Genomic DNA, 12609 nt, shown 5'->3' on the forward strand with positions numbered 1-12609 from the left:
GCAACTTCTTTATGCAGTCTGTAGTGTAGTGGTGCTGCACGTCGGTTTGTGAAGCCGGAAGCGGGGGTTCAATTCCCCTCAGACTGCCTTTTGTCAAACCGTCGATGTTGTTCGCCAATCTGAATTGGGTTGAAGGTGATTCAACCGTAGACGAAAGGGAACGAATCCGTGGTGACTGCTGTTCTACAACGACCCACTTTGGTCCTCAATCGCAACTGGCAGCCGGTCGGCGTGGCCACTGTTTCGCGATCTCTGGTCAAGGTCTGGAACGAAACGGCTCGCATTGTCGACCCGGCTGACTTTCAGCAATATAGCTGGGACGATTGGGCTTTACTGGAACCCGACGACGACGAAGCCAGCATTCAAACGCAATGGCTGCGGCTGAAAGTCCCGGAAGTCGTCGCGTTGACGCGGTACGATCGGATGCCCAACAACGTCGTCGCGTTCAGCCGTCGTAACGTTTTCAAGCGTGACAATTTCACGTGCCAGTATTGTCGTTGCCGACCAGGCAGCGAAGAACTAACGATTGACCACGTGCTTCCGCGAGCTCAGGGCGGCACATCGTCCTGGTCGAATTGCGTGTTGGCCTGTGTGGAATGTAATCATCGCAAGGCCAACCGAACTCCGGAACGAGCCGGGATGCCGTTGCTTAAAAAGCCGACTCGACCATTGTGGAATCCATCGTATGCCCGCCAGGGAGTGCGACTGGAAAGCTGGTCGAAATTCGTAAGCGATGCCTACTGGAACATCGATCTGGAAGATTAATCCGCGTCAATTCGGCACATCGTCGAGATTGACGATATCAACAACGAAGTCCTTCTGTGCTGTTGGGTCAGGGCCAGCGCATACTAAGTTGTTTTGCCGGTAAGGATTTGCATCAAATAGTCAATGTTCCATCCGGCCATTCTTCTTTTCATGACGTTGCTTTGTTTGCCAGGATGTTTCTTGATGAGGCTGAGTGTGAGTCGTCTGAGCCATGACAAATTGTTCGCGAAGATTCGGTTTCGGACTCGACTCTCATCCTCGCGGTAGGTCATGTCGAGACTCCAGTGCAGCGTGTTTTCTATGGCCCAGTGACCACGAACCGTTGTTGCGAACAGCTCGCCTTTGCGACGCAGACTGCTGATGTAGTAGCGAACGTCAGAATGATGAATGCCGTCCTGCTCGTACATTCGGATCGCCGTTCCGATGGTCTTGAGTCCGGCCCATTTGTGGCCCACGTCAAAATCGACAGGCACGGTCGCCTGATAGTAGATTCTCTGTTCCTGCCGACCGTGTCCCTTCTCTGTTTCTTCATAGCGACTGACGGGACAGCGAGCGAAGTCATCCTCCAGGTGATCGAGAAAAAACTTCTGCACGACCTCATAGAGTTTCGGTTGGTTGCCTTTCAGGGCTAACACATAGTCTGCATTGCCAGACACGATCTGCTGCGCAATGTTTTTTTGACAACCCGCTGCGTCAATCGTAATGATCGCCTCATCGATATTGATTTCGTTCAGTAATTTCGGGATCGCGGTGATCTCGTTCGACTTCTCTTCCGTCGCCACCTGTCCCAGAGAAATCCCCTGATCAGAAGCCCACGCACTCACGATGAACAACGCACCCAGCCCATTCTTTTTGTCATGTGATCGACGGAGTGCTTTGCCATCAATCGCAATCTGTTTTCTGTAGCCTTCTTTCTGTTCGTCGGAAAGTCCTTCCAGCGATTCAATCCATTGCACGAAGCACGCTTGAAAGTCGTTCGGCTTCAGGAGAGAAAGGACGCGCCGGTACGTATCTTTTTTCGGAATGCCATGCGGAAGTGCCAGGTGTTTCTGCAGGCCATCGGCATTCAGTCGCGCCCATTCCGCAATCGCACTGGGGCCGTCGGCGTTGGCCAGCACTCCGCAAATGGCGATCACAATCACATCACCAAGCAGATGCAGACGATTGATGTTGGAACGCGGGTCTTTCAATTGATCAAAGTAATGAACAATGTTTCCTGTCAGCTCCTGGGTGACCGCCAGTTCAACTGTCGACATCTCTTGTCCTCTCCTCGTGAAGTCCGATGTTACGACACGAAAAGACTAACCAATACTCACTTGTCGCGCCAGCCTAAATTGCCCAAAGTGCGCGCTGGCCCTGGCTGTTGGGTGCAGAGGGACTTTTTCGTTTGGTGGTAGAGAACCTTTACATTCGCCTGCAGATTTGTTGATAATGGCGGTCTCACCGGATGACATCCCACCAACTGCTTCGCATTTCTATGTACTTTACTCTGCGACAACTGACCCTCATTGCATGCGCCGTTTCGTTTTGCGCAGCGGCAATCGCAGAGGATACAGCGATGTCGCCGGAACAGGCGACGTTCTTTGAAAACAAGATCCGTCCGGTTCTGGTGCAGAAGTGTTATGCGTGCCATTCAGCCGACGCCAAAGAAATCGGCGGCAAGTTGCTGCTGGATTCTGCGCACGGTATCCGCAAAGGCGGCGAAGCGGGAGCGGCCATTGTGCCGGGCAAACCGGCCGAAAGTCTGTTATTGCAGGCGATGAAGTATGACGAACTGCAAATGCCGCCCGACGAACAACTGTCGGAAGCCATCGTCAACGATTTCGCGAAGTGGATTCAACTGGGAGCTGCCGATCCTCGCACCTCCGATGCTGCCGCGAAACAGCAGACCGAATACGATGCAGCCGCGTTATGGTCGTACTCACCGCCAGAAGATCCCGCCATTCCCCTGGTGAAGACTTCTGAATGGTTGTACGATCCGATGGACAGCTTTGTTATCGCAAAGCTTGAGGCCGCTCAATTGAAGCCGACTCACAATGCGTCGCCTCAGGCATTGGTGCGGCGGCTGTACTTCGACCTCAACGGCCTTCCACCGTCATTCGCTGACGTGACTGCATTTGTGGCCGACTTCGAAGCCAACGGCCAGGCGGCAGTGGAACGATTGGTGGACGATCTGTTGGCGCGGCCTCAGTTTGGCGAACGCTGGGGACGCCACTGGCTGGATGTCGCTCGCTTTGCAGAATGCAACGGCAATGACGGGCTGAGCCGCAACCCCACATTCCCTCATGCATGGCGCTACCGGGACTACGTGATCGCCGCGTTCAATGCCGACACGCCGTATGATCGATTCCTGACCGAACAAATCGCAGGCGATCTGCTACCGACGGAATCGGCGGCGGAACGAGACCGCAATCTGATCGCGACCGGTTTTCTGGCGATGGCTGCCAAGCCCGCGAAAGCGATGAATAACGACTTCGCGATGGACGTCATCGCCGATCAAATTGACGTGATCGGGACCGGAATTATGGGCATCAGCGTCGCGTGTGCTCGCTGCCACGACCATAAGTTTGACCCGATTCCGACCCGAGACTACTACGCCTTGGCGGGCATCTTTACCAGCAGCGAAACAATGTGGGGCCTCGCCGCCAACGAAGGGCTGACCGCTCCCAAAACTGACCTGCACGTGCTGAAAGCCGCCAAACCCAATCCACCGCCATCAGACTTCAAGGAAACCGTTTTCGTTCTGGAATCGAACACCGGTAAACCCAAGGCGATCCCGAAACCGCCGTGGCCGGTCGGCACTCCCCTGGCGATGGGTGTTCGCGACAGGAAGAAACCAGCCGACTGCAAAATCAACATCAAAGGGAATTCCAAGAAACTCGGTGAACCTGTCCCTCGCGGATTTCTGACAGCCTGCAAGTTGCCTGATAACGCGACACCTTCGGTAAATGCTGAACAGAGCGGACGCCTGGAACTCGCGAAGTGGCTGACTCGCGACGACCATCCTCAAACCGCGCGAGTCATGGTGAACCGAATTTGGCAGCATCTGTTTGGAGCCGGGATCGTCCGCACGCCCAACGACTTCGGCGCGTACGGCGAACGGGCCACGCATCCTGAACTGCTTGATCATCTGGCGATTCGATTCGTGCGCGAACAGTGGTCGATTAAGCGGATGATCAGGTCGATCGTACTAAGTCACACTTATCAGCTTAGCAGCGACGTTGACGACACTCTGCTGCAAAGCGACGCGGGCAACCACTTACTGACTCATCATCAACGCCGTCGGCTGGATGCCGAAGCCTTGCGAGACAGCATGCTTGCGGCCAGCGGCCTGTTGGATCTGCGGCCGGGCGAAGGATCGCTGGTGCAACATCGTGACATCCTGGTTAACCTGGCCGGCAACCTGCATCGGCCGAGTCGCCATCGGAGCGTGTATCTGTGCTATCTCCGCAGTGCGCCGCCGCCCGAACTGGCTGCCTTCGATCTGCCGGACTTCACGTCTGTTGTTGGTCAGCGAGATGTCAGTACCGTGCCCGGCCAGGCGTTGCATTTGTTTAACAGCCCGTTCGTGATCCGGCAGGCTGAAGCGTTAGCGCAAAGTCTGTTGCAGAACGCTGAGCAGGACATGCAGCGGCTGCAACTCGCATGGCAGCGAGTGTACCAGAGATTTCCAACGGACGATGAAGTTCAGCAGGCGACCGAGTTTCTTGTTGATGCGGAATACGATCTGAAGAAGAAAGAACTGGCGTGGACGAGTCTATGTCAGGCGCTGCTGGCGACGAATGAGTTTCGATATGTCGATTGATGGGAAGCGAATTGGCCGATGAACTACTCACGACGAACCATGCTGCAATCCGCGTCCTGTGGATTCGGGTACCTCGCATTGCAAGGCCTGTGTGCTCAAACGTCGCACGCGGAATCGGCGGCCAATTCGCCAGATGCCGAATTGAAACGCGGGCTCGCCCAGCAGGCACCTTCACTGAAAGCGACTGCCAAACGAGTCATCTTTCTGTGCATGAGCGGCGGCCCGGCTCAACTAGACACCTTCGACTACAAGCCTCAGGTTGGCAAGAAAAAGCATCCCGGTTCTGTGTTTCGTTTTCGTCGACACGGCGACTGCGGAATGCCGATTTCTGAACTGCTGCCCGAAACCGCGCGGCACGCAGACAAGCTGTGCGTGGTCAACGGAATGCACGCCGACACGGGCATTCACGCGCAATCGTTTTTGCAGCTGCACACAGGAGAACGCCTGCGGAAGCGGCCCAGCCTGGGGGCCTGGATCAACTATGGTCTGGGCACGGAAAACCAGAACCTGCCCGGCTTCATCAGTTTGAACACGTCGAAGAGTTCGATCTATTCCAGTGCCTTTCTGCCTTCGATCTACAACGGCACGCCGATTGGTGTAAACGGCGAAAACATGTCCGCCGCCACGATCAACAACGTGGCGAGCAACCACTTGCCGGGTTCGTCCAAACGCCGACAACTGGATTTTGTGCAGTCGATGAACCGTCGGCATTTGGATCGTCGACCGGGCGATGACAAGCTGGAAAGTGTCATCCAGTCCATGGAATTGGGTTACCGTATGCAGGCGTCCGCGCCGGACCTGCTGGATCTGTCGGGCGAGACTCAGGCGACACTGGACGCTTATCGAGTCGGCAAAAAGCTATCGATCGGTACGTGCCGTCCCACCGATTTCGGACGGCAATGTCTGCTGGCTCGACGGTTTGCAGAAGCAGGCGTGCGGTTTATCGAAGTGAACCACGGCGGCTGGGACCAACACAAGAATCACCGACGCGATTTAGCGGCCAACTGCGAAACCATCGACGCTCCAATCGCTGCGCTGCTGGAAGATTTGCAGCAACGCGGTTTGCTGGAAGACACGCTGCTTGTCTGGGGCGGCGAGTTCGGCCGGCCGGGCCTCACGCCCGATGACGGCAAAGACGAAACGGGACACAACGCCAACGGTTTTACGTTCTGGCTGGCCGGCGGCGGTATGAAACGTGGCCACGTGCATGGTCGCACGGACGAACTGGGCCGCCGCGCAGTCGATGGGAAAGTGCACTTTCGCGATCTGCACGCCACCATTCTGCATGCGTTAGGCCTTCCTGCAAACGATCTCACATTCTGGCATCAGGGCCGCGACCATCGCCTGACGGGCCCGGACGGTGGCCAGGTTGTGAAAGGTTTGTTTGTTTAGTTTGGCATCGCCGCTATGCAGACTTCAACAATCGAAAACTGCCTGCTGGGCACTGCGGTCGGCGACGCAGTGGGCCTTCCATATGAAGGGCTGTCGGCCGAACGAGCGGCGAAGCTGATTGGCTATCCAGACCGGTTTCACTTTTGTCTTGGCAAGGGAATGGTGTCAGACGACACCGAACACGCCTGCCTTGTGGCTCAATCCCTGATCGCGTCGGCCACTGACGAAGTCATGTTCGAACGTGAACTGGCAAAGCGAATGCGGCGCTGGTTTCTAACCGGGCCCGCAGGACTGGGGCGAGCCACTTTGCGAGCCTGCCTGAAACTGTGCGCTGGCTTTGGCGCGCGCCGCAGTGGCGTGTTTTCCGCCGGCAATGGGCCCGCGATGCGAGCGGCCATCATCGGTGCGGCCGTTGACAACGCGGACACGGCTCTACGACTTAACCGGATTTCCGCACGCATTACACATACCGATCCCAAAGCCGAACACGGCGCCGCGGTGGTGCTGCTGGCCGCATGGGGCGCGGCTCGGCAACAGTTTGCAACGGCCCATGAATTTTTTCGCCTGGTGGACGCGAAGCTGGACGGCGAACATGCGTTGGACGTGCTGACGGCCATTCGCGATGTGGAATGCAGCCTCGCTGACAGTGAATCAACTCTGGATTTCGCATCAAAGCTGTGCGGTGCTCGCGGCGTCACCGGATACATCCTTCATACCGTGCCCGTTTGTATCCACGGATGGCTGAGTCACCGTGGCAACGCCGCCGAGATGGTCCGAACCCTGATTTTGTGCGGCGGCGATGCAGACACCACGGCCGCAATTGCCGGTGGCATCATAGGCTGCGAATCGGCTATCGACGCAGACCTCGTCGCTGGCATTCGAGACACGCCATGCTCCCCTCGCTGGATGACAAGACTCAGCAAACAACTCGCGCGAGTATCAGAAACCGGTATACCGGAAACCCCACTGCAGACATCGTTTCTAATGCAGGGGACTCGCAATCTGTTGTTTCTTGCTGTCGTCCTGAAGCACGGATTCCGTCGCCTGCTGCCGCCGTATTAAGCTGCCTTCTGCGAGCTGCGGACTGTGTCACGCTGTCCGGCAGTGCGCGTTGCAAGTGCCAGGATTGACGTGCGCAGAACGGCATTCCATACTTGACGCCGTTCACAGTTTGAGCAGACGGCTGCCCGGTTCGATGTGCAGCGAACGGCCAGAGGGACACGTGCAGAACATCTCTACAGATGTGTGATTTACAATGAAGGTACTTATTGCGGAAGACAGCAGGACTGTCCGAGTTCTGTTGGAGGGCCAACTGAAGTCGTGGGGATACGATCCGGTGTCTGCCGCCAACGGGAAAGAAGCGCTCGAAATCCTAAACAGTGACGACGCGCCGCGGCTGGCTATTCTGGATTGGCAAATGCCGGAAGCGGATGGCGTTGAAGTGTGTCGGCGGATTAAGGAAGACCTGAGCCGCGACTTCACCTATATCATTATCCTCAGCGCTCGCGACGGAGAAGACGACATGGTGGCCGGGTTGAGTGCCGGCGCGGATGACTACCTTCCGAAGTCGACGAACCCCATCATCCTGAAATCGCGTCTGACCGCAGCCGCTCGCATTCTGGAACGCGTCCCTCCCAAAGGCTGGACGAAGCCGACCATCGACGGCTACACCGTTGAAAACCTACTCGGCAAAGGAGCCTACGCCACCGTTTGGAAGGCGATTCAGAATGCCACCGGGCAGCAGGTCGCATTAAAAATTCTGAGAATGGACCTGTCGACCGACGGCATCTTCAGCCGGTTTGCTCGCGAGATCAAGCTGATGGAGAAACTGTGTCACCCCAACATCGCTCAGATCTACGACAGCAAAATTGACCGCACCATCGGCTACTGCGCGATGGAATTAATTGATGGCGTGCCTCTACAACGGTACATGAAAGATCACACGGTCAAAAAGCCGCAAATGTTCGACATCGTGTATCAGCTTTGCAAAGGCTTGGAACACGCTCACCAAAACGGAATCATCCATCGCGATGTGAAGCCGTCTAACATCATGATGACCAGCGAAGGCAAACCGAAGTTGGTCGACTTCGGACTTGGCCGCAACATGTTCCGGCCGGATTCGGAACGAGAAAACTCGCAGACGATGGAAGGCTATGTCGTCGGCACGCCAATGTATATGGCCCCCGAACAGGCTCGGGGTGAGAACGATCGGCTCGACGGCCGTGCAGACATCTACTCGCTGGGAACCATCCTGTATATCACGCTGGTGCGTCGGCATCCGTATGACATCAGCCGCGAATGCCGATCAGACGCGATCAAAGAGGTAGCTCACGGCGTGGCGCGGCGACCCAGCGAATTCAAGCCCGACTTCGATCCGGAGCTGGAACGGATCCTGATGAAGTCGCTCGCCCACGCGCCAGATGACCGCTATCAATCAGCTCGCGAAATGGGAACCGCACTGAAGCAGTACGCCGACGCAAACTTTTGACGGGCTGACTGTCCGCCAGACGTCGGGAGCCAGCCCTTGCCTCGACCTGCGTTGACACCGTACGATTCCTGCGGCCCAACTTTTTTTACTGCCGCGGAATTGTGTCAGCTCACGCAGCAGTTGTCGGGCTAACTTGTTTGCTCGCCCCGTCGGAGTGTCGTTGTGGCTTCTATTGACCCAACAACTCAGGAACTGGAGATCATCGGATCAGAATCCGATTGCTCCTACCTGCCCGGCCGCGCGTCGCGAATGCAGTACCGGCTGGCTATGTCGCTGACAGAAGAACGTTATCTGCAAATGCTGGAACGCGGCTGGCGACGATTCGGGCGCACGCTGTTTCGTCCGGTGTGTGCCAATTGCTGTGAATGCCAAAGCCTGCGAGTGGACATCAATAAGTTTCAGCCGTCGAAAAGTCAGCGGCGAGCTCGAAATCGGAACAGCGATGTCGTCTTAACCGTGCAGCCGCTGACCATCACGTCCGAACACCTCGATTTGTATAACGCCTACCATCTCGACATGCATCAGCGGCGGCAGTGGCCGTTTCGACGGATCACCGAAGACGATTACTACGAATCGTTTGTCGACGGCGACTTTGCGTTTTCCCGCGAATTTCAGTACCGACTGAATGGCAAGCTGGTAGCGCTGGGCATTGTCGACGCTCCGGGCGATGTGATGTCCAGTATTTACTTTGTTCACGATCCCGAACTGCGGGAGCGAGGCTTCGGCACGATGTCTGTGCTGCGTGAGCTGGACTACGGCCGGCAGTTCGAACGCCGCTGGCTGTATATGGGCTATTACATCCGGGATTGCGGTTCGATGAACTACAAAAACCGCTTCCGGCCTCACCAAATCCTGGCCGAATACTGCGAAGACGACGATCCCGCAGTCTGGATGGATGCATAAAAAAACTCGACACGGGCGAGAGCCGGTGTCGAGTTCGTGAGTGTGCTGAAATTAGTTGGGAACCCCCAAACTGAGAGCGTCCCGTGTGCCGTTGCGTTGTTTGCCAGTACCTTAGCGGCAGCAGCGAGAACGTTTGCAGCGAGGCTGTTTGCAACGCACTTTCTTGTACTTAACTTTGCAACATTTAACCTTACAGCACTTTGGTGCTGGAGCACAGCAAGTCTGTACTGGGGCACAGCAGGTTGGCGCTGGAGCTGGAGCACAGCAAGTTGGTGCTGGTGCTGGTGCACAGCAGGTTGGTGCTGGAGCACAGCTAGAGCTGCAACCGCCGCAAGAAGAACCGCAAGATGAAGTTCCGCAGCTTGAGCCGCAAGAAGTAAAGCTGTGGTGTGAACCGCAGCTGCCGCAGGATGAACTGTCGCATCCGCCGCATGAGCTGACGGCACAGCCGCCATGACAGCCAGCTTCAGCGTCTGCTGGAGCCATAAATCCGACAAGCCCAAGGCTCATCATAATCGTTAGAAGTTGTTTCATAATCTCTCTTCTCCGTGATTCAATAGGGGTTTCGTTGAATTTGATCTACTAGGTGATCTCAGCACTCTGCGGAAGGTAGGTGGCGCTTTTCAGATAATCAACCGTCTCAGCACAGGCTTCCTATCTTTTTCAAGTTTCGTAACCGGAAAACCACCGTATTTTCGCCCTGCATGCCTAAACCCAGCCCTCAATGACGGCCCGGATAGCACTCTTCAGCCTCCGACACTGCGGAAACGCACCAAATTCGCCCGCAATACGGTAAAAATGCACTGGTGGGCGGTTCACTCAGGGCCTGCTGCGAGGGACTAAGACTTCGTAATCGAGTCAGCGATTAGCCAGGCTGCGGCGCTCGCCCCTGCTCCTCGGCAGATCGCAGTGCAACACGACCGAAGCTGGCGTACGGCTCGAGGTGCTGGCTTAGTGAACGCTGGAATCGCCCAGCCTGGCGACAGTTGGTGGCTGGCTGCCTTTTCACGACCGGCGAGTGCCGGCAGCTGTCCCGGACAGCAAACCTGTATGGCAACAGCCTGCGAATCCTGCGGAGCTTTTCGAGCGACATGGCGTCTGGGTTCGCAACCGGCGCTGTGTGCAGACGGCTGTCTAGGCAACAACAGACCGAAACGCCCGCCGCCTCGACCTTCTACGAAATCGCTCCTCAACCAAACAAGAGCACCGCTCCTTTGAGTGTGGCCGGGGTTTGACTGAGCGAAGCGAAGGAAACCCGGGGTTTCATTCGTTCCTCGTTCCAACCCCGGCCGCGCACGTTGCCGCAAATTTCACAGCTCCCAATCCCGCAAGGATCTATTGAGTGCAGAGTTTGCGGCGTTAGCCGTTTGGTGTTCGGCGTGGAGAAGCTCGGCCAGCAGGTACGCGGGACGCGGGCCACGAGGAGGACGGCAGCGCACAAAAAAAACGGCTGAGTCGCCCGATGTGGGGGACTCAGCCGTTGAACTCACACTTTAACGTTGCAGCCCAGAACGGCTGTCGTGTTTTTTCGCGTCATGCCGCTCAGGTGTCCAGCGACGCGACTTCAAGACCTTGCTGGCCTGCCGCTGCTGGAATTGCCTCGCGAGTTACAGCGGCATCGCTTTCGGCTCCGGCGTGCGGCCGCCTTCTTTCTCAGGGCCAAAGTCACACAGTTCTTCGCGAACAATGTTCATCGACTTCGGCGCTTCGATTCCGATCCGAACTGAATTCGGACCTATGCGAACAACCGTAATGGCGACGTCATCACCGATCAGAATTCGTTCGCCCGATTTTCGTGATAGTACCAGCATTGTTACCTACTCCGTTTACTCCGTGGTATCAGAACTTCCATGTACCCGACACAAGAAAACTGACACAGCGCCAGCCTTGCGGCAGTTTCTGCCGACCCGCATCGCAACCCGCAGCGAATTGCTGCCATCACCTTGATGTCGACATCAGAATGATACAACCTGCAAGGTTGTTGCCAAGAGCAATTCCCCCAAAATCGGCACTGCCCACATTTTAGGCACCGTCAAATTGCCCACAAAACAGGCACTGTTGTGGTGGCCGTCAAATTGGCAGTCGCGAACTTGATTTCTGGATGCGCGTGTGGTCTGCTCTGCACATTCAAAAAACGCCCCCAAATACACAGGAGAACAGATCACATGACGCGAATCGGAATCGTGGGACTCGGCTTTATGGGCTACACGCACTTTGAAGGCGCACGGGACATTTCCGGCGGCAAAGTGACGGCCTTCGCGACTCGCAACACGGCCAAGCTGTCCGGGGACTGGACCAGCATTCAGGGCAATTTTGGCCCGCCCGGTGGGCAGGTCGATGTGTCAGATCTGAAGTGCTATTCCGACTACAAAGAGCTGCTGGCGGATCCGGACATTGACCTGGTCGACGTCTGCCTTCCCACCGACAAGCATTTCGACGTTGTCATGGAATCACTTGCGGCCGGAAAACCGACGCTCGTGGAAAAGCCAATTTCAGTCGATCCCGAACAGGCGAAGCAAATGGTTGCGGCAGCGGACAAGGCTGGTGTCCCTCTGTTAGTCGCTCACGTACTGCCCTTTTTCCCTGAATTCAGCTTCGCGGCCAAAGCGATCCAATCGAAAGAATTCGGCAAGCTGAAGGCCGGCCATTTTAAGCGAGTGATCTGTCCGCCGGACTGGTCGAACGATATGTCCGATTTCCGCAAACTGGGTGGCTGGGGCATCGATCTGCATATCCACGACAACCATTTTATCGCTCACGCCTGCGGCAAGCCGGATGCCGTCTTTTCGACGGGGCTGCTGCAGGACGGGTTCGTCAACCACGTGCACACTTCTTATGTCTACGGTTCTGATGGCCCGGCGATTTCGGCGGTTAGCGGCGGCATTGCGGCGAAGGGCCTGGCCTTCGGGCACGGGTTTGAGCTGTATTTCGAAGATGCCACGCTGCTGTTCGATGCCGGCACCTACGGCGGCGAATGGGTGGTGAATCGTCCGTTGAGTCTGGTTGCCAGCGATGGTTCGGTCACAGCCGTGGATTTGCCGGAAGGCGACAAATGGTGCGCCGCTTTCACTCAGGAACTGCAAGTGGCCGTGAATCACCTGCAGGGCCAACCGGCTGGACCGCTTTCAAGCAACCTGGCCCTGGACGCGCTCAACATCTGCTACGCCGAAGCGAAAAGCATTCAGGACGGAACTATCGTCCCTGTTTAGCCGCGTGCCGCTGACGAAACCGGCAGCACAAAATTCCACGCCTTGCC

Annotated in this window: 9 protein-coding genes and 1 tRNA gene; 8 read left to right on the forward strand and 2 right to left on the reverse strand. The window is 56.5% G+C overall.

Annotated elements, in window-relative coordinates; genetic code table 11:
* Positions 1-13 precede the first annotated feature (13 nt).
* Positions 14-88: transfer RNA gene (locus Fuma_RS13345), tRNA-His, on the forward strand.
* An 80-nt stretch (positions 89-168) separates the two neighbouring features.
* Entirely contained in the window at positions 169-765 is a 597-nt protein-coding gene (locus Fuma_RS13350; RefSeq protein WP_077024573.1) for an HNH endonuclease, read from the forward strand.
* A gap of 83 nt (positions 766-848) precedes the next feature.
* On the opposite strand, the gene Fuma_RS13355 is transcribed toward Fuma_RS13350, so the two are convergent.
* On the reverse strand, positions 849-2021 hold the full coding sequence (locus Fuma_RS13355; protein WP_077022421.1) for an ISAs1 family transposase: 1173 nt from the start codon (positions 2019-2021) through the stop codon (positions 849-851).
* A 302-nt stretch (positions 2022-2323) separates the two neighbouring features.
* Here Fuma_RS13355 and Fuma_RS13360 point away from each other — a divergent pair, with 302 nt between their 5' ends.
* From Fuma_RS13360 to Fuma_RS13380, 5 genes are all read left to right on the forward strand, one after another.
* Positions 2324-4570: a PSD1 and planctomycete cytochrome C domain-containing protein gene (locus tag Fuma_RS13360; protein WP_229360913.1), complete on the forward strand. Its 2247-nt coding sequence runs from the start codon at positions 2324-2326 to the stop codon at positions 4568-4570.
* Positions 4571-4588: 18 nt separating this feature from the next.
* Positions 4589-5962, forward strand: a complete 1374-nt coding sequence (locus Fuma_RS13365; protein ID WP_077024574.1) for a DUF1501 domain-containing protein — start codon at positions 4589-4591, stop codon at positions 5960-5962.
* A 15-nt stretch (positions 5963-5977) separates the two neighbouring features.
* Positions 5978-7024: an ADP-ribosylglycohydrolase family protein gene (locus Fuma_RS13370; RefSeq protein ID WP_077024575.1), complete on the forward strand. Its 1047-nt coding sequence runs from the start codon at positions 5978-5980 to the stop codon at positions 7022-7024.
* Between the two features lie 193 nt (positions 7025-7217).
* Positions 7218-8450, forward strand: a complete 1233-nt coding sequence (locus tag Fuma_RS13375) for a protein kinase domain-containing protein (RefSeq protein WP_077024576.1) — start codon at positions 7218-7220, stop codon at positions 8448-8450.
* 162 nt (positions 8451-8612) lie between these two features.
* On the forward strand, positions 8613-9353 hold the full coding sequence (locus Fuma_RS13380; protein WP_083732025.1) for an arginyltransferase: 741 nt from the start codon (positions 8613-8615) through the stop codon (positions 9351-9353).
* 1607 nt (positions 9354-10960) lie between these two features.
* Here Fuma_RS13380 and Fuma_RS13390 read toward each other — a convergent pair.
* Positions 10961-11164, reverse strand: coding sequence for a carbon storage regulator (locus Fuma_RS13390; RefSeq protein ID WP_077024578.1), 204 nt, complete (start codon positions 11162-11164; stop codon positions 10961-10963).
* Between the two features lie 354 nt (positions 11165-11518).
* On the opposite strand from Fuma_RS13390, the gene Fuma_RS13395 reads away from it, so the two are divergent.
* Positions 11519-12562 (forward strand): Gfo/Idh/MocA family protein, encoded by a 1044-nt coding sequence (locus tag Fuma_RS13395; RefSeq protein ID WP_077024579.1) that lies wholly within the window; start codon positions 11519-11521, stop codon positions 12560-12562.
* Positions 12563-12609: the final 47 nt, after the last annotated feature.

The organism is Fuerstiella marisgermanici, assembly GCF_001983935.1.
Classification (GTDB): Bacteria; Planctomycetota; Planctomycetia; order Planctomycetales; family Planctomycetaceae; genus Fuerstiella; species Fuerstiella marisgermanici.

Coding starts and splice junctions, on each gene's coding strand:
- Fuma_RS13355 (WP_077022421.1), bottom strand. CDS start 2,021: ATGTCGACAGTTGAACTGGCGGTCACCCAGGAGCTGACAGGAAACATT.
- Fuma_RS13360 (WP_229360913.1), top strand. CDS start 2,324: ATGTCGCCGGAACAGGCGACGTTCTTTGAAAACAAGATCCGTCCGGTT.
- Fuma_RS13365 (WP_077024574.1), top strand. CDS start 4,589: ATGAACTACTCACGACGAACCATGCTGCAATCCGCGTCCTGTGGATTC.
- Fuma_RS13370 (WP_077024575.1), top strand. CDS start 5,978: ATGCAGACTTCAACAATCGAAAACTGCCTGCTGGGCACTGCGGTCGGC.
- Fuma_RS13375 (WP_077024576.1), top strand. CDS start 7,218: ATGAAGGTACTTATTGCGGAAGACAGCAGGACTGTCCGAGTTCTGTTG.
- Fuma_RS13390 (WP_077024578.1), bottom strand. CDS start 11,164: ATGCTGGTACTATCACGAAAATCGGGCGAACGAATTCTGATCGGTGAT.
- Fuma_RS13395 (WP_077024579.1), top strand. CDS start 11,519: ATGACGCGAATCGGAATCGTGGGACTCGGCTTTATGGGCTACACGCAC.